Source organism: Xenorhabdus griffiniae (assembly GCF_001028135.1).
In the GTDB taxonomy this organism is placed as follows: Bacteria; Pseudomonadota; Gammaproteobacteria; order Enterobacterales; family Enterobacteriaceae; genus Xenorhabdus; species Xenorhabdus bakwenae.
Genome location: NZ_LDNM01000020.1, coordinates 18,121 through 43,159, shown reverse-complemented (window position 1 = coordinate 43,159; position 25,039 = coordinate 18,121). Strand labels below are relative to the sequence as shown.

Annotated in this window: 21 protein-coding genes; 15 read left to right on the top strand and 6 right to left on the bottom strand. The window is 41.5% G+C overall.

The genetic code is table 11. The annotated features are described in order from the left end of the window. Positions 1–33 precede the first annotated feature (33 nt). The 11 genes from yccS to AAY47_RS20485 all read left to right on the top strand — a co-directional run bounded on the left by yccS (position 34) and on the right by AAY47_RS20485 (position 13,427). Positions 34–2,199, top strand: coding sequence for a YccS family putative transporter (gene yccS / locus AAY47_RS06620; protein ID WP_047768109.1), 2,166 nt, complete (start codon positions 34–36; stop codon positions 2,197–2,199). A gap of 335 nt (positions 2,200–2,534) precedes the next feature. Further along, positions 2,535–3,563 (top strand): radical SAM protein, encoded by a 1,029-nt coding sequence (locus tag AAY47_RS06615; RefSeq protein WP_047768108.1) that lies wholly within the window; start codon positions 2,535–2,537, stop codon positions 3,561–3,563. Positions 3,564–3,567: 4 nt separating this feature from the next. After that, positions 3,568–4,911, top strand: a complete 1,344-nt coding sequence (locus tag AAY47_RS06610; RefSeq protein ID WP_047768106.1) for an ATP-grasp domain-containing protein — start codon at positions 3,568–3,570, stop codon at positions 4,909–4,911. Positions 4,912–5,017: 106 nt separating this feature from the next. Then, the gene (locus AAY47_RS06605; protein ID WP_152669776.1) at positions 5,018–6,127 is read left to right on the top strand and encodes a hypothetical protein; all 1,110 of its coding nucleotides are present in this window, start codon (positions 5,018–5,020) and stop codon (positions 6,125–6,127) included. A 34-nt stretch (positions 6,128–6,161) separates the two neighbouring features. Next, positions 6,162–7,310 (top strand): DegT/DnrJ/EryC1/StrS family aminotransferase, encoded by a 1,149-nt coding sequence (locus AAY47_RS06600; RefSeq protein ID WP_047768101.1) that lies wholly within the window; start codon positions 6,162–6,164, stop codon positions 7,308–7,310. Further along, positions 7,307–8,158, top strand: a complete 852-nt coding sequence (locus tag AAY47_RS06595) for a hypothetical protein (protein ID WP_047768099.1) — start codon at positions 7,307–7,309, stop codon at positions 8,156–8,158. The genes AAY47_RS06600 and AAY47_RS06595 overlap by 4 nt, the downstream gene beginning before the upstream one ends. Further along, complete coding sequence (locus AAY47_RS06590; protein WP_047768098.1) at positions 8,148–9,524, top strand: AAA family ATPase; 1,377 nt, start codon at positions 8,148–8,150, stop codon at positions 9,522–9,524. Before AAY47_RS06595 ends, AAY47_RS06590 begins: the two co-directional genes overlap by 11 nt. Further along, complete coding sequence (locus AAY47_RS06585) at positions 9,521–10,399, top strand: hypothetical protein (RefSeq protein WP_047768096.1); 879 nt, start codon at positions 9,521–9,523, stop codon at positions 10,397–10,399. Before AAY47_RS06590 ends, AAY47_RS06585 begins: the two co-directional genes overlap by 4 nt. Position 10,400: 1 nt before the next feature. Further along, a complete protein-coding gene (locus tag AAY47_RS19925) occupies positions 10,401–11,486 on the top strand; it encodes a GNAT family N-acetyltransferase (RefSeq protein WP_053014215.1) in 1,086 nt (361 codons plus the stop codon). A gap of 9 nt (positions 11,487–11,495) precedes the next feature. Then, complete coding sequence (locus tag AAY47_RS06575) at positions 11,496–12,656, top strand: hypothetical protein (RefSeq protein WP_047768094.1); 1,161 nt, start codon at positions 11,496–11,498, stop codon at positions 12,654–12,656. A 243-nt stretch (positions 12,657–12,899) separates the two neighbouring features. Then, positions 12,900–13,427, top strand: a complete 528-nt coding sequence (locus AAY47_RS20485; protein ID WP_083446784.1) for a nucleoside 2-deoxyribosyltransferase — start codon at positions 12,900–12,902, stop codon at positions 13,425–13,427. 47 nt (positions 13,428–13,474) lie between these two features. On the opposite strand, the gene AAY47_RS06565 is transcribed toward AAY47_RS20485, so the two are convergent. After that, the gene (locus AAY47_RS06565) at positions 13,475–14,098 is read right to left on the bottom strand and encodes a TfoX/Sxy family DNA transformation protein (protein ID WP_047768092.1); all 624 of its coding nucleotides are present in this window, start codon (positions 14,096–14,098) and stop codon (positions 13,475–13,477) included. A 346-nt stretch (positions 14,099–14,444) separates the two neighbouring features. On the opposite strand from AAY47_RS06565, the gene sulA reads away from it, so the two are divergent. Together sulA and ompA are read left to right on the top strand one after the other, a co-directional pair. After that, complete coding sequence (sulA, locus tag AAY47_RS06560; protein WP_419177432.1) at positions 14,445–14,912, top strand: SOS-induced cell division inhibitor SulA; 468 nt, start codon at positions 14,445–14,447, stop codon at positions 14,910–14,912. Between the two features lie 356 nt (positions 14,913–15,268). Further along, positions 15,269–16,387 (top strand): porin OmpA, encoded by a 1,119-nt coding sequence (gene ompA, locus AAY47_RS06555; RefSeq protein WP_047768088.1) that lies wholly within the window; start codon positions 15,269–15,271, stop codon positions 16,385–16,387. A gap of 64 nt (positions 16,388–16,451) precedes the next feature. Here ompA and matP read toward each other — a convergent pair whose 3' ends face one another. Then, a complete protein-coding gene (matP, locus tag AAY47_RS06550; RefSeq protein WP_047768085.1) occupies positions 16,452–16,901 on the bottom strand; it encodes a macrodomain Ter protein MatP in 450 nt (149 codons plus the stop codon). Positions 16,902–17,108: 207 nt separating this feature from the next. Here matP and AAY47_RS06545 point away from each other — a divergent pair, with 207 nt between their 5' ends. Both AAY47_RS06545 and fabA read left to right on the top strand, forming a co-directional pair. Then, positions 17,109–18,839: an AAA family ATPase gene (locus tag AAY47_RS06545; RefSeq protein WP_047768128.1), complete on the top strand. Its 1,731-nt coding sequence runs from the start codon at positions 17,109–17,111 to the stop codon at positions 18,837–18,839. 85 nt (positions 18,840–18,924) lie between these two features. Next, entirely contained in the window at positions 18,925–19,443 is a 519-nt protein-coding gene (gene fabA / locus AAY47_RS06540) for a bifunctional 3-hydroxydecanoyl-ACP dehydratase/trans-2-decenoyl-ACP isomerase (protein ID WP_047768084.1), read from the top strand. A 110-nt stretch (positions 19,444–19,553) separates the two neighbouring features. On the opposite strand, the gene pqiC is transcribed toward fabA, so the two are convergent. The 4 genes from pqiC to AAY47_RS06520 are packed head-to-tail and all read right to left on the bottom strand — an operon-like array spanning position 19,554 to position 25,038. Beyond that, on the bottom strand, positions 19,554–20,159 hold the full coding sequence (pqiC, locus tag AAY47_RS06535; protein ID WP_047768081.1) for a membrane integrity-associated transporter subunit PqiC: 606 nt from the start codon (positions 20,157–20,159) through the stop codon (positions 19,554–19,556). Then, a complete protein-coding gene (pqiB, locus tag AAY47_RS06530; protein ID WP_047768079.1) occupies positions 20,159–21,808 on the bottom strand; it encodes an intermembrane transport protein PqiB in 1,650 nt (549 codons plus the stop codon). The genes pqiC and pqiB overlap by 1 nt, the downstream gene beginning before the upstream one ends. Before the next feature lies 1 nt (position 21,809). Beyond that, positions 21,810–23,078: a membrane integrity-associated transporter subunit PqiA gene (pqiA, locus tag AAY47_RS06525; RefSeq protein ID WP_047768077.1), complete on the bottom strand. Its 1,269-nt coding sequence runs from the start codon at positions 23,076–23,078 to the stop codon at positions 21,810–21,812. A gap of 49 nt (positions 23,079–23,127) precedes the next feature. Further along, positions 23,128–25,038 carry an ABC transporter ATP-binding protein gene (locus AAY47_RS06520; RefSeq protein ID WP_047768076.1) on the bottom strand — a complete coding sequence of 637 codons (1,911 nt, stop codon included), beginning with the start codon at positions 25,036–25,038 and terminating at the stop codon, positions 23,128–23,130. Position 25,039 lies beyond the last annotated feature (1 nt).

The window sequence follows — 25,039 nt, the reverse complement described above, 5'->3', positions numbered from 1 at the left end:
TCTTCATCACGTCAATGTTGCCAGGGGTATTTTGTGCTAACGGTTTTATCCAGTTCCCGTCATCTTCTGTATAACAGTCACACCCTCTATTATATCCGTATATTCATTGCACTAACAGGAACCACCCTTATTCCCTGGTTATTAGGGGAAGAACTCAAAATAACCATTCCACTGCTACTGGGTGTTGTTGCGGCAGCATTAACCGATTTGGATGACCGTTTAGTTGGCCGATTACGTAACCTCACCATTACCTTAATTTCTTTCTTTGTTGCTTCCGCTTCTATTACATTGCTGTTTCCTTATCCATGGCTTTTTATGCCTGGTTTAGCCGTATCCACTTGTGGTTTTATTCTGCTTGGAGCATTAGGGCAACGTTACGCCACTATCGCTTTTGGTGCTTTGCTCATCGCCATTTATACCATGCTCGGTTCGTCAATTTTCCCTGTCTGGTATCAACAGCCTTTATTACTGCTTACCGGCGCAATCTGGTATAACTTATTAACGTTAACCGGCCATTTATTCTTTCCGATTCGCCCCTTGCAAGAAAATTTAGCACGCTGTTATCAGCAACTTTCAGCGTATCTCTATGCCAAAAACAGCCTGTTTGATCCCGATTCTGAGGCTGAGGAATATAAACAATCAATGTTTGATGTTGCCATGGCGAACAGTGCATTAGTCGCAACGTTCAATCATGCCAAAAGTTCTTTGTTAAGTCGTTTAAAGGGAGACAGAGGACAACGGGGGACTCGCCATACATTGCATTATTATTTTGTAGCCCAGGATATCCATGAACGCGCCAGTTCATCTCATGTTCAATATCAAAAACTACGGGGCGTGTTTCGCCATAGCGATATTATGTTCCGCGTCCAGAGATTGCTTTCCATGCAAGCGCGGGCATGTGAACAGGTTGCACAATCTATTATCCTGCGTAAGCAATATCAGCATAACCCACGGTTTGAAAGTGCATTCAGCTACCTTGAAAGTTCGATTGAGCGTTTAAGAAATCAGCAAGGCACTGACACTAAGATGATGGCATTTGATAATTTGCTGAAAAATTTACGGGCCATTGACGCCCAATTAGCCGGGCTGGGTTCAGATCAATATCTTCTTTCTCAGAACACCGTTCTAAAAGATAAACAAGAAGAAACACAGTTATCCGAGGAGGCTTTAACTGGCTGGCGTGATATCTGGCTTAGGATCAGAAGTCACCTGACACCACAATCTGCCCTATTTCGCCATGCTATCCGTATGTCCGTTTTGCTGTGTACTGGTTATGCCATTATTCAGCTATTTGATTTACCGCGTGGATATTGGATCTTGCTCACCAGTTTATTTGTCTGCCAACCGAACTATAGCGCCACTCGCCGCCGTCTGGCCTTACGTGTGATGGGTACACTAACGGGAATTTTAATTGGCCTGCCCATTCTCTATTTTGTCCCCTCCATTGAAGGCCAATTAGTGTTGATTGTTATTTCTGGCATGTTGTTCTTTGCCTTTCGTAATAGCCAATATGCACATGCAACGCTCTTTATCACGCTGCTGGTATTACTGAGTTTTAATTTATTAGGCGAAGGGTTTGAAGTAGCACTGCCAAGAATCATTGATACATTAGTAGGTTGTGGTATTGCTTTACTTGCTGTTAGTTTTATCTGGCCAGACTGGAAGTTCCGTCAATTGCCTCAAGTGATTACCCGCACAATGGGAGCGAATTGCCGCTATCTTAGTGCAATTTTAATCCAATACCACCAGGGTAAAAGTAATAGCCTGAATTATCGGGTCGCCCGTCGTGAAGCTCACAATTGTGATGCTGAACTGGCATCAGTGATCTCAAATATGGCATCGGAACCCAAAAATTATCGAATCTCCCAAGAAGCCGCTTTTCGTCTGCTATGCCTCAATCACACCATGTTAAGTTATATTTCTGCATTAGGTGCCCATCGAGATAAACTTAACGATCCGGCAATCTTAAAAATTCTTAATAATGCAATCTGTTATGTTGAATCCACATTAGAACAAGGCCTGGTGAATGATGCTACATTGCAAGCCGCAGTGAATAAGATGTTACAAAAAATTAATCTGATACCTTCTGAAAGTAACAGTAAAGTCCAGCTTATACTACAACAAATAGGGTTGCTCATTGAACTATTACCGGAAATTGTCTGTTTAAAAAAACAATTTAGTGAGCAGGAGCCACACTAATCAGTTATATCCGGGGCGTATCGCCCCCGGATATATACCCGATAAACTTCAAGTTGCAATCCGCAAGACGACGCGAGGCCTTATATTTTCCCGCTGCGCGGTGAAATATAACACGTATCCTGAAATTGGATTGGTATATAAATAAACACCCCATCAATTTTCAATAAAGTTGACATTTACAAAAATTAATATCATCAGCGTTCGTTTTTGATATTGATTACACATGAAACTTCTGTAGAGTTGAAAATCTATAAAAAACAACAAATCATATTTATTTGATTTTTATCAATAGCGATAATTATCACTTTTTAATTTATGAACAAATGGAAAATGATATGGAAGAAACAATTGCCATTGCTAAATACCCTATTGGCCTGAACCCGGAAAAGCTTTTTGCCACCCCCAAGCTTAACTATGCATTTATACGCATAAATAATATTTGTAATGCACGTTGCGAATTTTGCGATGTATGGCAAACCGCTCAGGTTGATGCAGATAAACAAATAGACATGATTAGACTTTGGCAAGAGTTAGAGGCTCTCTCACCTCAGGAAGTCAATATTCATGGAGGAGAAGCTTTTTTATCAAAAGATTTTCTGACTATTCTGGATTGTAATAAAAACACACCGATCTCCATTACAACCAATGGAACTGCTTTATCAAAAAAGATCTTCAATCGTGTACAAAACAAGAGCCATCTTGTCAGAAAATTTTATATCTCAATTGATCATGTAGAACCCGAAAAAAATGGCAAGTCACGAGGCATTCGTTGGTTAACAAACAATCTTTATGATGCCATGGAATATATTAAACAAGAAATACCAGGCTCTGTTATTGTCGTCAATCATGTTGTTACTTCATTAAATTACGACACTATCGATAAATTCCTGCTTAAAATGGCCGAACTGAGCGTTGATGGTGTTAATCTTATTCCGATTAAGGATTATCCTTTGCTGTTTTTAAATACTGCCCAAATTAAGTTATTTATGCAGAAAATAAATACCTTACTGGAAAGCAAACAGATTTCACGCCATTTATTTATGGATGCCAATTATGAAATTTTCGGCCGCAATGAAGAGGATTATTGCCGCGCTGAAATGGGGCATTATAACGCATCCAGTAAAAAAGCGTGTGCCATTCCCCTGACAACGCTATTTATTGATGCCGTAACAGGAAAGGTCTACCCTTGCGACACTACGATGTATCGGCCAAACCCCGAGCAGTATGTTATGGGGAATATCCTGGAGAATTCACTATCCGATATTTGGCATGGTGATAAGTTCTCACTGTTCCGTAAAAAAATGTATCCCGTAATTACTTGCGATTGCATTAAAGGCTGTGATCCTGCTAATAGATTAAGGTAAAAAGATGTCTCCAGAAATACATATCAATAATCAGGCTCGTTTTTATCGCGGGAAGCCAACTATTTTCTGTATGCCGGATATCAAAGATAGTGAACGTTTTGTTCAACTCGGCTATCAACATCATTTAAATCTTATTCTGTTGGTCAAGAAAAAATGGCTGGATTCAACGGATTGCTCTTTAGCACTAGCATATATCGTGATTGATGATCCGTTAGCTAACCACGCCGGTAAAAAAATAATAGAAGCACTGAAACAGGTCAAAGGGACACTATCAATTCTTACCGCGCCAATTCATATCGATTATTTTATGGCATTTTCTGAGCTTCATGTTGAATTGATGGCCGCTATCGCTGCTCATATTAACCAGGATACCCACATCATTGATGTAGCCCGATCATTCAGAGATAAATGGATAATGCGGAAAACTGCCAGTGCGCGTGGGCTATTTTGTCCCAGATTCACACTGGCATCGGAAATACTCAACTCACCTGAACAGTTCGAGGTCTTTACTGAATCCGTTGAGAATTCTGCCAAACATAAAGGCAACCAGGTCGGTTTTATTGTAAAGCCCCGCTCATTTTGGGGATCGATGGGAGTGACCGAGCATCCCGATCGCACCTCCTTGCTTTGTGCATTACAGAAACTGGATGCGCCAGAAGAGTATCTCGTTGAAGAAAAAATCCAGGGCAGATTATTACATGTTGATGCCGCAGTATTTCAACATAAGGTTATCTATCAAGGCATCGGCGTTTACGCCTGTTCATTACTCTCTTCCGATCAAACCAAACCTGACCATTTTATGTGGCATACTATGTTGCCAGACTCTCCAGATAGCCATAGGTTGTTTGAATTTAACCACCGGGTATTGCAGACATTCAATCTCGAATACGGTTTTACTCATACTGAAATTTTCATTGAAGAAAATACCGGTAACCTCCTACTTTGCGAAACCGCATCACGCCCACCAGGGCTAAGACTATTCGACCTTCATGCGCAAGCCTATAGCAAGCATGCCTTTGATGTCTTTATCAATGCATTAATTTCTCCTGCTTCGATTGGCAAAGAGCCTGCTTTCTCCATAGATAACCCTGATCTCAGTTGCATTGGGATGATCATTTTTAACCCGCCGATTGGAGAAGTAAAATCCATAACGCCTATAAAAAAAATTATTGATGAGCATGTGATTGAATGGGAGCAATATGCTGAAACGGGCTGTTATTTTTCCAACACCCATTACACTGAAAAAATGGGGTATATTATTTGCTCTGCCAACAATGAACATGACTGTCTGAAGTATTTAAACAATTACAATAATAAATTTCATTACACAACCATAAAACAAGATTAATACGATGATAAGATATCTGTTTCTTATTTCTTTATTTATTAATGGCGTTGGCTCCAGCATTCTTGCCGTCGGATACCCCTATATATTATTATCTGAGGGCACGCCAATGACATACTATTATGCCAATATGGGGATCATATTTTTATTTACCTCCATTGGCGCTTTGTTATGGGGCTATAAAATTGACTATTCAACAGACATTTGGAAATTTCGTATTTTTATATTATTAATTGAAATACTTAGCACACTGTTATTATTAATCTTATTATTGAGTAAAATAGCATTTTCTCCCATTATGTTGCTTCTATTTATCTCATTGTTGGAATTTCTTTTTGCCTATGAAATTCCATGGTCACGTGTTGCCTGGCACGAACTTAATGACTGGACAGAACAACAAGGTGGCAAGCATTTGAATGTTTCTCTCTATATTGTTATTGCTACATCGCTTATTTCAGCTATTGGCCCTGGATTTGGTGCTTTACTGGGAATTACTCAAGGGATAGATACGCTTGTGACTATCAAATTATTTTCTCTGTTGCCTTATTTTTATGTCTGTTATCTTATGATAAAAATGCAGATAAAACGGACAGCAGGGAAAAAATCTCAGTTATCCGTTGGGTTACGTGCTGTATTTCGGCAAAGCTATTATAAGACATTTGCCATTGCCATTGTCTTTACAATTTTTGCCAATGCATTTTTGATGGTGGCACTCCCTGTTGTTGTTATGGAAAGTTTGGCGAATGAAAGTTATGGATTGGTCACTCTATTCTATTTACTCAGTGCCCTGATACCCATTTTCTGTACAACATTACTCAATAAAACAAGCATTGATAATCGTATCCAACGTTATCCCATTTCAATATTTATTGGTCTGTTTATATTTGGTATTCTTTTTTTTCAGCTACCCATTTTTTATGCGAAGGCGTTTTTCTATTTGCTCTATAACATCGCAATAATTTATTTCAATATCTTAATTACCAAAACCATTTATCAACAGGGTTTGGAAATGCATCAAGGTCGTCTATTTTCTTTATTTCAGATCACAATGAACTTTTCATTCCCAATAGCTGCAATCACCGTATCCATTGCGCCTGGTTCCACACAATCTTTTTTACCTGTGGCCGGTTTCTCTATACTTTTTCTGATTGCAATAGCTGTTTATTTAATCATTCAAATGAATAAAGTATCTGCTCCAACCCATCATTGGCACAGGTGATATTAACAAAAATATTGATTATTAGGATTATAATATGTCATATCTTAGACCTTACCTCGGTAATGCCAAAATTGCTGATAATATACAATACCGCTTGCAAACCGTTCTTGATAATAAAGCGGTGTTTAGATATGCCACAGAGAGCCAATATTGTCGTCAGGCGGAAAGGCTGTTACAACATATTCTGCATACCCAACATGCCATCCTACTGACAAATGGTACTGTCGCGCTCAAAGCGGCTTTGCTTGGGCTTAGGCCCCAAATAGGGCAATGGGTACTCATTCCCTCCATCTCATTTATCGCTACTGCCAATGCCGTACTCAGTTGCGGATTAATCCCTGTTCTTGTTGATGTCGATGACACTGGCATGATGTGTCCAGAGGCATTAAACAAGACAATAAATCAAATGGATACCAAACCTCTGGCTGTCATTGCCGTTCATTTGGAAGGTACTGCTGCTTCCATTGCTCAGATCGCCCAAATTTGCCAACAACATAATGTGTACCTGATTGAAGACTGTGCACAAGCGATGGGAGTGAATTATCAAAATCAACCTGTAGGCACATTTGGCGAATATGGCTGTTTCAGTTTTCAGGCCAATAAATTAATCAGTAGCGGTGAGGGAGGTTTACTGATTGCCAAAAATAATTCTCTATTCATTAATGCCTGCATGATGACTGACCACGGTGCTGAACGTACCGCAGAGGGCTATCCAGATTGGAGCAATAGTATTGGTTTTGGTGACAATAATAAATTCAATGAAATCCAAGCTGCGTTACTGATTAATCAATTGGAAAATATTGAACAGTTCCGCGCCTTATTAACAGAGCGTTATCAAGCAATCCTGCAATATTTACCCACAGATTGGATCACTGCACGCCCGGAAGGAACGATACCCGTTTCTGTCTGGTTAAAACGCAGCAAATTGCCCAAAGATCGCTTCAATTCAACACTACTATATGATTGGCAAGCCTGGGATCTGGCTAACCATCCGATTATAAAAAATCAGCTTTCCCCCTACTCTGACCGTTTTCCCTGGACTCTACAAAAAAGTCCACTCCCTGTATCAGCATTAGAGAAACATAAAGTCATCTTGAGTGACCGTATTTGCCTGCCTGTACCTATTGATAATGCGACTTACGAAAATGTCTTACAGTGGGCGATGGAAGGAAACCTGTCATGATATTAGACAATAATTTTTTCACCCAACTCAACGGGAATAACCAGCCTGTCCAATATGTGTTGGGGGGTTCTTGTATCTGTTACGCAAAAGGTGTACCAGCCCGACTTTCACTACAAGATTTGATCGATTCTGTGCTGCCAACAATCATCGCTTCGCAGCACAATGCTCCTGTTTATCTCTATTTTCAATCCCATGAAGCAATCATGATGGCCGACTTATTGCATTTTGACCCTCAGCAAGCTAACCACAAAACAATGAGAGAATGGTTAGAAGCCGGCATCGTTTATACTTTGGCGCAGCTGAATATCCCTTTACCCCCAATCTATTGGGTGGATACCTCCGAAGATAAGATCCGCCAGCATATTGATCAATGGGTTCCTCACATCAAAACCGTGTTGCCAACCTCAATGCTATATGGTCTCTACGCCAAAAAACCGGACGCCACTTATCCACAGGGAACAGACGAAGAACAGATGATGTTGGATGTGTATTACCGCAACATTACCCTTTATACCCCCGAATTCCTCAGCACAGCGCTTGAAATTCCTCCAGAGCAAACGCTGTTTGTGGAAAATACCACGCAACAAAAAGCCATCCAGATTTACTATCATGCCATTGGGCAGAATTGCAATATATTGCTCTACACCCCGCCACCAAATACACAAGGAAAGGAAATGTGTTTGGGTAACAGCAATCATAAAATCGAGTTACGTCTCACCGCAAAACAGATTATGCATCGGGCCGCTAAAATTGGTCATGATGATTATTATCAAACCGTCTTTAATCAGCATTCTATTGCCGATATCATGCGAGGCTGGCAATTAAAGGTATTAGGTAATGAAGCATAAAACTGTTGTTGTCATTAGAGGAACACCGGCAAGTGGTAAATCCACAACGTGCAACCACTTGAAAGATGTCATGCTGGCGCAGGGGCTAACTGTCTCCTATTTACCGTGGGATACTTTTCATCATTTTGTTGAACCAAGAACATACCTGACACTAAAAATCATCATGGAAGATACCTTGCGGTTGTTAAAGGTTGCTGATGATTGCCTTGATGCGGGCAGTGACTTGATCATTCTGGATGGCGTATTCATTTATCCTGAAGAAATTGACGCTATCCACTCCCTATTTACGCAAAAAGGTGTCCGAATTCTGCATTATCGGCTCGTTGCGCAGGAGCCAACGCTGATTACCCGTAATCAGGAACGAGCTGTAGAAGATCGTTTACCAGTTTCCCGTATTAAAGAAGTCGTTCAGGATAGTTTGTGGAAGCACAATGTCCCTCATGAAATTGTGCTTGATAGTACGGAATATTCTCCAGACAGTATTGTGGCGCTGATAAGCCAGGCAATTATGCAACCTGAATCAATTGTCCCTCTTGCCAATCCAACGACTTCTCATTTATGGCGTTTAGGAACCGCATTACGTTACCCTGAATTCAGGCGTTTTGAGCATGTTGATCTGGTCTGGCAAGAAGGCCAGCAACAGTGGCAAAGCAATACGTTCTTCGATTTTACTTTTACGGCTCAAGAAGAAAAAGAATTACGCTCTTTTTTACAGCGGCAACCTGTTTTATTTAAGTATCTGAACGCAAAATCCCGCGCCTATTTCTGCCTGCATGATTTAGCGCAACAGCACGGTTTGCAGTGTCATGAAGAAAGCCAATGGTCAGCCCCCATTGTCAACATACCGCCTGAAACAACAGTCGCTGACTTTTTGATCCAGCACTCAACACGATTAAAACGCAGTCTTAAGAAAGCACGCACCCACCCTACTGTCACACGTTACAGTACCTCGGGTCAAACTGAGCAATTGTGGCAAGATGCGCTGTATGTGGACGCCAAAGGCTGGAAAACCACTCAACAAAGTGATATGCGCAGCCTGAACCGTGAAGACCTCCAATATCTCCCTGGCCTGTTATCCAACAGTCACCACTATCATCTGGCAGTCACTTATGACGATAAAGGTACTCCTGGTGCCTGGTCATTGATGATAAATAACGGTGCCGGTCAATGGTATGCCGCTAAATGGGGTTGTAGCTATCTGGGTAGAGAAAAATTAATGGGGATCCATTGCCTGATTAGTCATCTGGAAACGCTCTATTGCCCTTATACTGGCCTTCAGCTTGATCTGTGGGGCAGAGAAAATGAATTCTATGACCAGTTAGCCAATCAATATATTGAGCGTCTTCATCTCAGGATCACACCATGATATCTCACCGCAACCTACTCGCTTTGCAAGGTATACCGTCTCAGCAAGATATCATGTCGCTGGACAATATCATGAACTCTGGCTGTTCAGTCCGGCGTTTTTTCCGCGAAGATCTGCAGGCCGTGGCAGGTCAGGGCTATTGCCTGATGCCAGAGTGGATATGTCAAAGCATGGTTGAATCTGTTTACGCAGCCAATTGGCAGCCACTTTTCTATCCTGTTTTATCGCCAGAACAAGCCAGCATGATTTTGCAAGCGGATATCCAGGCTATGATGGCAATGCTAAACTCTCTTCCACAACCATGTGCCATACTTCTCGCCCATCCTTTAGGTTATATCGACCCAGGATGCAGAGAATTTTTGCGAGAAATTCAAAGCAACCACAATATTTATGTATTTCTGGATCTTTCTCAGGGTTATGGCAGGAAAGAGTGTTTACAGGAACTCCCGCATGTTCATGCCGCTTATTATTCTTTCAACGGCAATAAACTTCTCAGTACCGGTGGAGCATTGCGTCTTCGTCTCACAAACAGAGAGCATATTCCCGCTGCTGTCAGAAATATTTTGACTGCCTTTTATACCGCAGCCGAAGAAAAATTCGCGGTATTGAGAAAGCATCTGCAATCTCACTTTATTGAAGATGATATCCACAACGTCTCACTGTACGCGTCTTACCAATCAAGCCCCTACCGTACCGTATTAAATTGGGAGAAATGTTCTCCCTCCCTGCAAACATTACTTAAACATCAGGGCCTGGTTCAGCCGTTACTCGCCAACCCCCGACAAGAAAAAGCGTATTCCAGCTTAAATTATCATCAATGGTGTGAGAAAGTGATGTTGATGTTTAGTTCACCAAGAGTTGAATGGAGTCAGTAATATGTTAGAACTCAAACAAGTTACCCCTCAATCTCCCTTGTGGAATTCATTTCTTCATCTTTATGGAGAATATTTTCAACGCCATTGGCCAGAAGTCTTTGGGGATCAACCAGAAGAGGTGATTGCAAAGGAAAATCATACTATCCTTGAACAACGCATCCTGCAAGGTGACAGGGGGCTGTTTTTGTTGCTAAATGCCGGGCAATTAGCGGGATTAGCCAATGTGTATCTTGAACGGGAAGGGAAAGTGACCCTGAATATTGCTGAATTTTATATCAGGGATGAATATCAGCGCCAGAAACTGGGTTATGGATTATGGCATGCCATGTTGCAATGGGGACGTCGCCACGGTGCCACACATGTTCATCTGGAGACAGATACAGGAAAAAATGCCACCTTTTTTTGGCAATCTCATGGACTTTCAAGCCATCAAATAGAGGGACGCATACACTACAATGGTCCCATTCCCCCCTTAAAGATACTGTGGATCAGACATGGACAAATTATCCCGCTTGACCATCTCGATTACTGCCCTGAAGATAATGTGATCGCTCTTGATGCCACATCAATCAAACAGGCTGAAAAAATTGGTAGACGAATATTGGGGAAACTGCCGTGGCAAAATATTTATACCTCACCTCAACGTCGGGCGCTTGAAACGGCCAGAGCACTCAGTTCAGCATATCAATCTTGTTCAATACAAGAAACTGATGCACTTTGTGAATTCTTTCCAAAAGAGCTTATTGGCCTGAAACTGGCAGATATTCCGCATCGCTACGGTGAAGATTATGCTTATCGGTTACTGTATACCCCCCTTGATTCCCCTTTCAAAGATTCAGAACAAGTGACCGACGCAGCTGATAGAATTCATCGTTTTATTATGCAAATTGGCGATGAACTCTCGATGTCTTCTATGCGGATTATTATCTCCCACCAAAATTTACACAATATTTTCTTAGCTCATTTAATGACAAATAATCTCAATCTTTCTGGCCGATTACATCTTAATAACCTCCATGGTAGTACCTTTTTATATTGTCCCTATACTAAACAATTTGATATAGAAAATGTAAATATTCCTTTATGAGAGAGCAATATGTTAAAAAATATGCCATATATTATTTTTGACGCCGATCCCTTCTGTTTTGGCCCAATATCCACCACGTTAAATGTGGTGGAGAGATTAAAGCGTCGGAATAAATTAACGCCGGACACTAAATTTATTTTATTAGGCACACTGACTTCTTCTCAATTAGGTGAGAAATCCGGCCTGTTTGATGAAATTTATGAATGTGATACCACTTCAGTTACAGAACTTTCACGCTATTCTGAGCTTATTTCTGGTGCAAGTTTGTATATCATTAATACTAACCTTAACTCGATTGATTTCGTTTCAACGCTTAATCCATCCATTATCTATATCGACACACTATTTTGGATGTGGGATGATCTTCATGTTGACCTGCACAAAACTGAAAAAACATTTATTCAAGACTTTCATGGAATAGAACGTAATATTGAGCGATTCCATGATAAGCTTGGTGATTATCAAGTTATTCCACCAATTCTTCACAATTCTCTGCAACAATGCATAATGGATGATCATCCTCCAGAAGGGATATTAATTACTCTTGGTGGTATTGATACAGTCTACGCCGATACCACAGATTTTTATTATCATTTCCTCGAAGAGTTATTGTCTATTCCCTATCTGCAAAATGAAACCAACATTACTATTGCAGGAGGAGGTAAAACTATCGTAAATTTGGCAGAAATTTTTGCCAAAACGCATCCTCATATTCATATTGGCTGTTTTTCAAGACATGATTTTCTGCAAAAATTACACCGTGCCCGTAAGGTATTAGCCAATCCTGGTCTGACAACATTTTATGAATGCGTCGCTCTCAATAAAGATGTTTTTTTCTTACCACCACAAAACTATAGTCAGCAATTACAATTAGCTGTGTATCTACAAAATTATTATCGTCAGGAATACGGTTTCTTATGGCAACCGGAATATGGTTATCCTGATATCCCCCCATATCTACCAGAGAAAGACGGATTAGCATTAATTAAAAAATGCAATAACTTATTCATTAATAACCCTAAAGAACGAAAACGGGCTATAAATAAGATAAGTCAATTTCTTGAAAAAGAAAAAAACAACACTAATTCTTGTCATGACATTTTTCAAAATAATTCAGATGATATTATTGCTGATTACATTGAAAATAGGGCATCCAATCAAAAAATATAATACACAATCATAACTTATGATATAATACAACAATGAGAATATCATTTATTCCGATAATCATTTTTAATATCTGTATAAAGAAATAAATTATTATCATCTATTCATATACTCGATAAACTTCAAGTTGCAATCCGCAAGACGATGCGAGGCATTATATTTCCCCACGCATCGGGGAAATATAACATGCATCCTGAAGTTGGATTGGTATAAATATTAAAACTTATTTCCATAAGAGGCGGCTCTATGTCCATAATATTTTCTGATGTTAAAGTATTTGTTGGTGGCCCTATCCAACATGCATTGAAATTAAGGGTATTAGACACTAATTTACAAGTTCACATTAAATCTGCTATTCACCATCTGGAATCACTTGGTGCAGAAGTTTTTTCGGCCCATCGTACAGAACAATTCGGCGGAACAACGCACTTATTTACTCCAGAAGAAGTCTCCCAACGGGATCGCCAATGGATGGAGCAATGTGACATTTTCGTTGCCATTTTGCCTGTCTGTCCACAACAGAAACAACTAATGAGAACAGATGGTACTCATATTGAATTGGGTTGGGCTTCCGCCTTAAGACGCCCAATCATATTAGTCACCGAAAAACCCTTTGATAACTCTGCCAGCCATTTACTAAAAGGCCTGTCTGCTATTGCTTATGTTCATCATATCCCTCTGAATGATTTTGTCTATGACCCGGCTATATTAAGCCATACAATTCAATCTATTATAGAAAAGAAAGTTACTCCAAAATCTTCAGCCGTTGCATGAAACGGAAATAGTAGGGGCTAACGCCCCTATTCACTATATTTTACTTATTATGGATGATTATCTGAATTATCGTGGACCAGCTCGCTGTGCCAGTTAATTAATTCGTCACGTAATTTTTCTGGTAATACTGCAACATGACACCCTTCTATTGCACCTGCTAATGCAAGCAACAAACTGACATTTGTTTTTTTCCTATGCTGCTGGAGTTTAAGGTAAGTTGCTTTTGCCCCCAATATTCTTAATTCTTCTACTTTAGAAATACCCACTTTCCATAATTGCCTTTCTAAAGCGATCCCTAAATTAGGAAGATCTTTAAGCCTAAGAGGTATTTTTTGCCTATTTATCATTTCTTTCATTGTGTATTGGTAGGCTAAATTGACATACTCAAATAATTGTTTTTGATCCTGCCAAAGTGATTCATTAACACGGTAATACCGCAAAGTCACAGGTATTCCTCTTTTTAAATAAATAAATTTTTCCATTCCCCTGGCTTTAAATAGTACCTCAGCGTGACTATTCCCTCGTAAATAAAGCTCTCCATCAGAACTGATGGCAAATAAAACATCATCAATTAACAATCCAATGCCGCCAAATTGAGATTTTTTCTTAAGCTTTCCCAGTGAAGATACACCATGCTGCAATTGAACAAAACTAGCTCCAGATAAAAACATTTTTTATCACTCCATGAATCACATTCCAAAGTAATGTTTGATCATGCCTTCTGTTAATAAAATAGATAACCAGAACAATTAATTAAAACCATACGCAATCTATTTCCAACTGCCAATCGTTAAGGCATAAAAATCCTAATTTCTGTAAATTTTTGCGAAGCGCTTTGAAAAAAAGAGACTTGCTTTTAATCAAATATCGTTATACTGTATATATATACAGCTTGTTATGACGGGGAACATTATGAGCATTCGATCAGCGTGGGCATATCTCACTGAGAAAACAACAGCAGCTGCTAACACAACCGTGAACGAACATAAAACAGACAAAAAAGTGGTTGGGATGACCATGAAAAGAGTGTCTTTTGTGGAACCACTTCAATGCACTTCACACACGATAAAAGGCATGGTCAGTGAGCTGGTTTACAATGAACACCAGCCTGTCATTAATCACATTCTTCTTCCTTTATTGCACCAGTCTGGAAAAGAAAATCGATGGTTACTTTGGGTAAATCCTAATAAGCGGTTAAATCGCCAATGGTTAATCGATGCCGGGCTTCCTTTAAATAAAATTGTTCAACTAAACCAAATCCATCCTATTGCTTCAATTAGTGCTATGGAAAAAGCGTTGGCAAGCGGCAATTATAGTGTTGTATTGGGTTGGTTGCCGGAGTTATCAGAATATCAATTAAATACGCTACAAATCGCTGCTCAAAAGGGTATTACCCTCGGTTTTATTATGCGACCACAAAATTTATCACATCCATTTATTACACAAGCGAATAAGCTACAAATTCATTCTGATTATTATCATTGAGTTAAATTAGGATTAATCCCAATATTTTTTATGAAAAATTAAGCTATTCGTTGATAGTTATTATTGTTTGTAATGAAAATCAATATATTAATACTGTAAACATTGTAAATGTTGGTCAAAAATACTTATTTTTTGTCAGTCAATAATTAATTTTTTGCGCCATGAGTCACAGTGCACTTGTAACTTTTTAACTTCGTTGTAGACTTTACACAGTTTAGGGAGTTGTGCTTACCGCTCTTATATTTCAGAACACATCTTCTGATAAAAGCACAGTTACCTAACAGAACATTTTAACCAGTGGCTAACAATAAGGCTTTTAAAGCCAATTGCCTATTTGGATGATAACGAGGCGTAAAATGAAAAAGACAGCTATCGCAGTAGCAGTGGCAGTAGCAACTTTCGCAACTGCTGCTCAAGCAGCTCCAAAGGACAACACCTGGTATACCGGTGCTAAACTGGGTTGGTCTCAATACCATGACGTAAATTTCTACGGTAATGGTTATGATAACCGGATTGGTAACGGCTCTACCCATAAAAGTCAGCTAGGTGCGGGTGCTTATGTCGGTTACCAAGCAACCCCATACTTAGGTTTTGAACTGGGTTACGATTGGTTAGGTCGCATAGCTTATAAAGGCAGCACCGATAATGGCGCTTTCCGTGCCCAAGGTATTCAGCTGACCACGAAACTGAGTTACCCAGTGCTGGACAATCTGGACGTTTATACTCGCCTTGGCGGTATGATATGGCGTGCAGACTCTTCTGCAACCTATAATGCCAATGCAATCGCTGGAACGGGTGAAAAAGACCAGCGTAGACTGAAAAACGACGACACAGGTGTTTCTCCTCTGGCCGCGATTGGCGTCGAATACGCATTGACCAAAAATCTGGCAACCCGTTTGGACTACCAGTGGGTTAACAATATCGGTCATGCCACTACCGTTGGTGCCCGTCCAGATAACGGCCTGTTGAGCGTTGGCGTTTCTTACCGTTTCGGTCAGGATGAAGCTGCGCCAGTCGTTGCACCAGTAGCACCTCCTGTTGTGCCAGTGCCTGTCGTTGAAAATAAGAGCTTTACTCTGCGCTCTGATGTTCTGTTCAATTTCAACAAATCAACACTGAAAGCAGAAGGTAGACAAGAACTGGACAACCTTTATAACGAACTGGCTAAAATCGACCCAACGCAGGGCAAGGTTCTGGTACTCGGTTACACTGACCGCATCGGCAGCCAAAATTACAACCTGCCATTATCTCAGAAACGTGCTCAGTCCGTCGTAGATTATCTGGTTGCTAAAGGCATCCCAGCAGATAGCATTCAGGCTGAAGGTCGCGGTAAGAACAATCCTGTTACTGGTTCTATCTGTGACAAAATTAAAGTTCGCACTAAACTTATCGACTGCCTGGCTCCAGATCGTCGTGTAGATATTAATATTCAGGGCACGACTGAAGTGACCACTCAACCCAATGCGGTTCAGTAATATCGTTATCATCAAGTCAATAAAAACCCCATTTTAGTGGGGTTTTTATCTGTCTATCGTGGGCTTATTTCCCTAATATTGCTTCCAAATCCTGCTTCAAACTCGACATTTGGTGAGTATACTTTTCCCGATATTCCGCATCTTCCAATAACTGTATGATGGTTTCTGACAGGGTATTGCCACGACGTCGGGATAGCGCTGAAAGCCGCTGCCAAACACGAAAATCCAAATCAATGGATTTCTTACGCGAATGTTGATGTTCAGCATTAAAATGACGTTTACGTCGCGCCCTAATCGTTTGCTTCATTCGGTTAGACAAATCTGGATTCATATGTAAAGAAATCCATTTCAATACCTTGACTGGCTCGCTTTCTAAATACATTAATTCATTGACCGCATCTTGCGCTGCACTTTTTTCAATGTATTTAGTAATCGGCTCACCTTCACGGTGTTTTTTTGCCAAATAAGCCCATTTCCAGCCACATTCCAGATTTTCCAATTGTTGATATTTCATTTCATCTCTCAGTGACAGCGTAACTTAAATCAAGCATAGCAACTATTTCTTTAAATTGCCTATAACAACACAGAATATTGGCATATCTTACAAGCAATGAAAGCGCTGGCCCAAATGTCGTTTCTTTCAAAATTCTGGCATGTTGGTTCATTGCCTAATCTTGTATAATAAATGATTCCCTTTTCACTATATGATGTAGCTATCACCTTGACGAATATAAAACTAGACTGGCAGGCATTACAGCCAAACAATGCGCCTTATCAGGCACTCTTTAATTCTGTCGCTGAATTGTCCCCCATTACAATGGATGTGGCTCAACCCAGGCTGCATAGTGGGTTATCCCTGTTTTGTCAGGCCTCCCTGCGTCAACCTTTTATGCTGCTGAAAGCAGAAGAAAGTGATGTTTATCTGTCTCTTCTATCCAATACTGTTTCCTCCCTGCTGCCGGAGAGCTGCCCTAATATCGGTGGTTATTACCAGATAGAGCACCAAACCATCACCTTGCACTCTTCAGGGGAAGGTACTTTTGCGCCAACTGAACGAGTTGCTTACCGTGAGTGGATTGAGCCAGAGCAATTATTTGGCAATGTCTATACGCACCAAGGAATACTTCAACTACAACCAGGCCTTATCCATCAAGTCAATGGTGGAATTTTAATTTTGCCTCTGCGCACCCTGCTTTCTCAGCCATTGATGTGGGTGCGTCTCAAGCAGATGATTATTCAGCGCCGTTTTGACTGGTTGTCACACGATGAAAATCGTTCCCTGCCATTGCCGATACCGCCAATGGAATTGGATCTGCGTCTGATTTTAGTCGGTGACAGGCTCAGTCTCGAAGAATTACAGGCCATTGAACCTGAGCTGACAAGCAATGCATTGTATGGCGAATTTGAGCTGGATATGCCTTTTCATGCAGAAGATGATCTCACAATATGGTGCCAGTACGTTAATGGAATCATTCAGCAACAAAACTTGCCGCCATTAAGTGCTGATGCCTGGCCTGAATTGATCAAACTTGCTACCCGTTACACAGAAGATCAATTCCGGTTACCTCTGGATCTTCCTTGGATACAGCAAAAATTGGCAGCCGCAGCTAATTATCAGCAGGAAAAGCAGATCACCAGACATTCCCTGCAACAAGCGGAAGATAATCGTACCTGGCGTCATGGTTATTTGGCTGAACGCAGCGTAGATGAAATTCTGAAAGGCCAGATATTGATTCACACGCAAGGCTCAGTTATCGGTCAAATCAATGGGCTATCCGTACTCGAATATCCTGGCCATCCTGAACCAATGGGTGAACCTTCCCGTATCAGTTGTGTTGCACACTTAGGGGATGGGGAATTTATCGATGTAGAACGCAAGGTTGAATTAGGCGGCAATATTCATGCAAAAGGCATGATGATCATGCAGGCTTATTTAATTTCTGAATTGAAATTAGATCAACCACTACCGTTCTCTGCTTCGATTGTATTTGAACAATCCTATAGTGAAGTGGATGGAGACAGTGCTTCACTCGCCGAATTGTGTGCCCTTATCAGCGCCTTGTCACAACAACCTATTGACCAGCAAATTGCCGTTACTGGTGCCGTAGATCAATTTGGTTATGTCCAACCTATCGGTGGCGTTAATGAAAAAATTGAGGGTTTCTTCCGTATATGTCACTACCGGGGGTTAACCGGTCGTCAGGGTGTCATTATTCCAACCACAAATGTTCAACATTTGTGCCTAAATCAAGATGTTATTGATGCGGTAAAAAATGAGCAATTTCATATTTGGCCAGTTGAGCATGTTTCTGAGGCTGTATCATTGTTAACGGGGATCCCTTATTATGATCCACAAAAAGAACACTTGTTAGCTATGATATGTGAACGCATTGCCCAAGCTAATATTCAAGAACGACCCCGGCTTCCCTGGTTTCTCCGCTGGCTAGATTAACTCCATCACTATCTGATCGGAGTTGTTGAGCGTACAAGTGTACGCTACTCTCTAGCCCTACACGATTATAAGGCTATCTGTGAATATGTTTAAAAAACAAGAGTCCTACACGAAAGAAGAACTTCAAGCCTCTGGGCAGGGTAAATTGTTTGGTGAAAATGGGCCACCACTGCCTTCTGGCAATATGCTGATGATGGATCGCGTCACGAAAATGACAGAAACCGGCGGGATTTACAATAAGGGGTATATCGAGGCTGAACTCGATATCAACCCTGAGCTGTGGTTTTTCGATTGTCATTTTGTTAATGATCCTGTCATGCCCGGCTGCCTTGGCCTTGATGCCATGTGGCAGCTTGTCGGTTTCTTCCTGGGCTGGATCGGTGGAGAAGGTAAAGGCCGTGCACTCGGCGTTGGGGAAGTCAAATTTACGGGGCAGGTATTACCAACAGCCAAAAAAGTGACCTATCGCATTAATCTCAAGCGTGTCATTAATCGCAAATTAATTATGGGCCTGGCTGATGGTGAAGTTCTGGTCGATGGCAAACTGATTTATACTGCAACTGATTTGAAAGTAGGCTTGTTTAAGGATACTAGTGCCTTTTAATGAATGATAGCCTCTCTGAGCACCTCCGCGACTACGGAGGTGCTTCGTCTTTTTGATTAACCCACATACGATCTTCTTGCGCCTGGCACCATCCCCCTATGCATACTCGGTTAACGTTGCAAAGAGAGTTGCCGGGCAATGGATTTGCCTAACTGGCTGTAACCCTTAGCTAATGTAAGCACTAATTCAGCGTAGCCATCTTTTTCCTGCTTCAACTTAAGACTGAATGACCGCCTTATCACGCTGTCTGGGTTAGACAATATCCAATAGCCTTCAATCAATACCTGACCATCATAGCGCCCGTGAAAAGCAGTTATCGTGATATCCAGCGCATCTGCGTCTTTTTCTAATTCCTGCTGAGAAACCAAACGATATGGAAATGCTGCGCTCAGTTCTGAAATCAATACTTGTTGTAACTGTTGCTGCAATGGGCTAGCCCATAAATGGTTCGATGCATTGATATAGCTCACCTCCCCTGTCTGATACACAATTCCTGGAGCGGCAAGGTAGTCAACAAGGTTAACCCTTTTTATCCACAACTGCCGTTCATGTTTAGCCCCTAATTTACCTTCCTGCGATACCAAGTTATCCAGGACCGGTAACTGATAATATGTTTTTTGTGGCTGGCTATCGCTGCATCCTGCAATCAACCCACTTCCAACAATAAACATACTGGCGGAAATAAAAAATGCCAATTTTGAAATCAATTTTTTCATCAGTCAGGTGCCTTTTTGGGTTCAGGATCTTTTATCGCTTCAGCTTCAAATACCAATGCATTACTCTTGTTATTGAGCGTCTTTAAAACAGGTTGTAATTCACGTAATACCTGCTCCAACTGTTGCATATTATCCATCAGCTGACTATAAGCGGGTGAGCCTGGCTGGATCCCCTGCATACTGCGGTTCAACTCATTTAATGTATTTTGTATATCTTTAGGCAATTCCTGTGCTTCCTTACTTGCAAGAACGCGATTTAATTCATCCATTGTTTTCTGCGCTGTTTTGATTGCTGTTTGACTTTCTTTAAGCGTCTGTGTTGCCTGAACAAGCACCGGTTCAATCGGCATATTGTTGATCTTATCCAGCACCGTAATGACTTTTTGTTGAATTTGCGCCAAGCCACTACTTACTGTAGGCAAAATCTTATAACCTGAGATTTCATATGGGCCTTTCCAGGGTTTCTCATTAGTGAAAAAGTCCAGATCAATAAACAACGCACCTGTGAGTAAATTGCCCGGTTTCAAAGTAGCTCTCAACCCTCTGGCAATAGTTTCCTTCAATTCGTTATCTGTGTTGAATCCATTACCTAACTCTTTCACAAATCGTCCAGGCTCTACATGAATCAATACAGGAATACGGAAGTCATTGTCGATGCGCTGCTTAATATCTTCACTATAAAAAGGCACTCTTGCTACCGTTCCTACTCGAATACCACGGAACTCGACAGGCGCTCCCGGCTGTAAGCCACGCACAGAATCAGAGAAAAACAGTAAAAAGTCTGTATGTTCTGCATACAGGGCGTTTTGGATACTTTTCTCGCTATCGTAGAGTCTAAAGACCTCTTTTTCCTTCACTGAATTACCCAGTTCCCAACCTTTTGGTACATCAAAACTCACACCACCGCCAAACAAAGTCGATAATGAAGTAACTTCAACCCGTATACCTTGTGATGACATATCAAATGTGACACCACTGTCTTTCCAGAATCTGACATTTGTAGTCAGTAAAGCGTCATAAGGTGATTTAACGAAAATTTGGTAACGAACCAATCGGGATGTTGGATCAAAAGTGCCGGCCTCAACTGAACCCACACGATATCCCCGAAATAGCACTGGATCTCCGAGCGTTAATCTTCCTGCTTTTTCACTGGTCAGGATCAGACGAATACCTTTTGCATCAGGGGAAGCTAGCGGGGGGGCATCAAGCAATGAAAAGCGGCTTTCTTCTTCGCCTTGTGTGCCGGGCTGTAATTCGATAAAAACACCGGACAGTAATGTACTCAGACCAGAAACACCTTCACGGCCAATCTGAGGTTTCACAACCCAGAAAGCAGTATCTGTACGTAACAAGCGACTCATTCCATCATTGAGACGGGCTTTAATAATAACTTGCCCCAAGTTTTCGCTCAAAGACACGTTTTCGACAACACCAACGTCAACACTGCGGCTTTTAATTTTAGTTTTACCTGCCTCAATACCTTCAGCATTAGACGTAATCAATGTGACTTCCGGTCCCTGATGACTGAAATGGTAAAACAGTATCCAAGCCCCAATCAGCACAGTAATAATTGGTACGATCCATACAGGTGACCAACTCTTAAGTTTACGAATTCTGGCCTGAGTCAGATCTTCTTCTTTATCCGTCACCTTATAACTCCTCATTCTTATGTCGCTCAAATTTACGATTGGCTTTGTCCCAGGTTAAACGCGGATCGAACATGATTGATGCAAACATCGTCAAAATAACAACCAGGGCAAACAGGACCGCGCCCAGGGCAGGATAAATACTCATCAGTTGTCCCATGCGAACCAACGCGGATAGGACGGCAATAACAAATACATCAATCATTGACCAACGCCCAACAAACTCCACCATTTCATAAACAAAATTCATCTTTTCGGAGTCATGGCTTGTCTGACTTTTTGCATCCCAGCATAACCAACCAATAGCCAGCATTTTCAATAAAGGTATCATGATACTGGCAATAAAAATAACCATTGCAACAGGATATGAGCCAGAACCCCAAAGCAAAATAATGCCTTCCAGAATGGTGGAATTAATTTGCTGTCCCAGTGCCTGAGTCACCATGATAGGTAAAATATTCGCTGGAATATAAAGTATGGCTGATGTTATCAGGAGTGCCATTGTGCACTGAAGGCTATTGCGGCGGCGAGCCCCCCCTTTGGTATGGCATCGTGGGCACCGGGATTGTTGGGCGGGCAAGATGGCGGTACAACTTTGGCAAAGCCTGACACCTTGCACCAGGCCGGGCTTTCCTGCCTGCAAGGTATGGCAAACTTTAGGTGCCGGAGCAATTTCATTCCAAAACCAATGCCTGTCAAGGCACTGAAATGCCCTGACCTGAAACAGACAAAACAAGCAGTAAGGGAAAAAACTCAGACCGATACTGATTTCACCATGTGCGATAAGTTTAACAAAGCTGACTAACACGCCCGCCAGGAAGATTTCTGCCATACACCATGTCTTCATCTTAAACAGAATGCGCGCCAACTCTATTTTCAAGCGGCGCGCCATTTTAGCGTTCTGACATAAGAGGATGATGGCAACCATACAAAATGTCGGCACAAGCTGAACGAAGACCAAAAAAAGCGCAGCCATGCTGGAGTAGTCTTCGTTGAACATCACTTGGGGGATCTGAGTCAACTTTATTTCACTCACAATCCCCGCCACACTCATGCTAACAAAAGGAAACAGGCAAGCGAGAAAAAGCATGATTAATGCGCTTAATGCATAGCCTGTTGGTTGATTGCGTGGCTCTCGCCATTTTGCTGTCAGTAACGCATGACACCGTGGACAAACCGCCTTTTTCCCTTGTTCCAAATCAGGCACAGCCACCAGCATGTCACACTGGGGACAAAGAACCAGCTTATCGTGCTGGTGGTTATTGGAACACAAAGTGTTTCTCCTTTAGCAAAAACCCCAAGTTTCTTTTATGCGGCAGCTATTATCCATTTTTCATCATTTCCAATTCCTGCCAGCGATCAAACGCTTTTTCCAATTCTTGTTCTTTATTTGCCAGTTCATTCAGAACATTTTGCGTAATTTCATGGGGTTGATTGAAGAACTCCGGGTCACTGACCTGAGATTGCAATTTATTTATCTCTTCTTCTAATTTCTCTAATAATAATGGTAGTTGTTCTAATTCACGCAGTAAATGGTAACTTGGCTTATTGTTTGTTCGTTTAGGTGATTGTTTCGGCTTAACTACCTTGTTTTCAGCACTAACTATTTTCTCCGAAGCCTGGCGCAGGGAAACTGTTTGTGCCTGTTGCTGCTGGGCATCGTAATATCCCCCCGTATAATTGTTGATTTCACCGTTGCCTTCAAAAATCCAGCATTCAGTGACTGAATTATCAACAAATTGGCGGTCATGGCTGACCAAAATCACGGTTCCGGTATAGCTATCAACTAATTCTTCAAGTAACTCCAATGTTTCAACATCAAGGTCATTGGTCGGCTCATCAAGAATAAGCAAGTTACTTGGTTTCAAGAATAGACGAGCCAGCAATAAGCGATTGCGCTCACCACCAGACAACGCGCGTACAGGGGTCATCGCGCGTTTGGGATGGAACAGGAAATCCTGCAAATAACCCAATACATGACGGGAACGTCCATTAACCATGACTTCCTGTTTACCTTCAGCGAGGTTATCCATAACGGTCTTATCCGGGTCCAGTGCGGCACGATGCTGATCAAAATAAGCCACTTCAAGTTTGGTCCCACAATGAATACGCCCGCTATCTGCTGACAAATCGCCTAACATTAATTTCAATAATGTCGTTTTACCGCAGCCGTTTGGTCCCACTAACGCAATTTTGTCACCACGTTGGACTTTAGCCGAAAAATTTTTGACTAATGTTTTACTACCAGTCTGGTAATTCACATTTTCCATTTCAAACACAATCTTACCGGAACGTGTCGCTTCTTCGACCTGCATTCTCGCCGTTCCCATAACATTGCGGCGTTCAGCATGTTCCACACGTAATGCTTTCAATGCCCTTACCCGGCCTTCATTACGGGTACGCCGTGCTTTAATACCCTGACGGATCCAAACTTCTTCCTGCGCCAGTTTTTTGTCAAATTCGGCATTCTGCAACTCTTCAACCCGCAGCGCCTCTTCTTTTCCATCAAGATATTTATCGTAATTTCCCGGCCATGAGGTCAGCTTTCCGCGATCCAGATCAACAATACGTGTCGCCATGTTGCGAATGAATGAGCGGTCATGGGAAATGAAGACAAGGCTGCCATTGAAGTCTTTCAGGAAATTCTCCAGCCATTCAATAGTATCAATATCAAGATGGTTGGTTGGTTCATCAAGAAACAGCACTTTTGGGGAGCAAACCAGCGCCCTGCCCAATGCCGCCTTACGCAACCAACCACCAGACAATGAAGCGAGTTTCGCTTCTGCTGGCAAGGAGAGTTGTTTTAATACGTCACTAATCCGGCTATCCAATGTCCATAGGCCATGGATATCTAGCACTTCCTGCAACTCAGCCAGATGGTTGAGATTTTTCTCGCTAGGATCGGTTTCTACCAAACGCAAAACATGATGGTACGCTTTGATGTATTCAGCCTGCTCTTTTACCCCTTCCGCAACAAAATCAAATACCGTACCTTCTATGTCACGAGGAGGATCTTGCTGTAAGCGCGCAACAATCAGATCTTGTTCATAAATCACCAGGCCATCATCCAATGGTTGTTCTTTTGCCAACACACGCAACAATGTGGATTTTCCCGCACCATTGCGCCCAACCAGACAGACTCTTTCGTTTTCTTCAATATGCAGTTCAGCATTATCCAACAGCGGCGCATCACTGAATGATAACCAAGCACCGGATAAATTAATCAATGACATA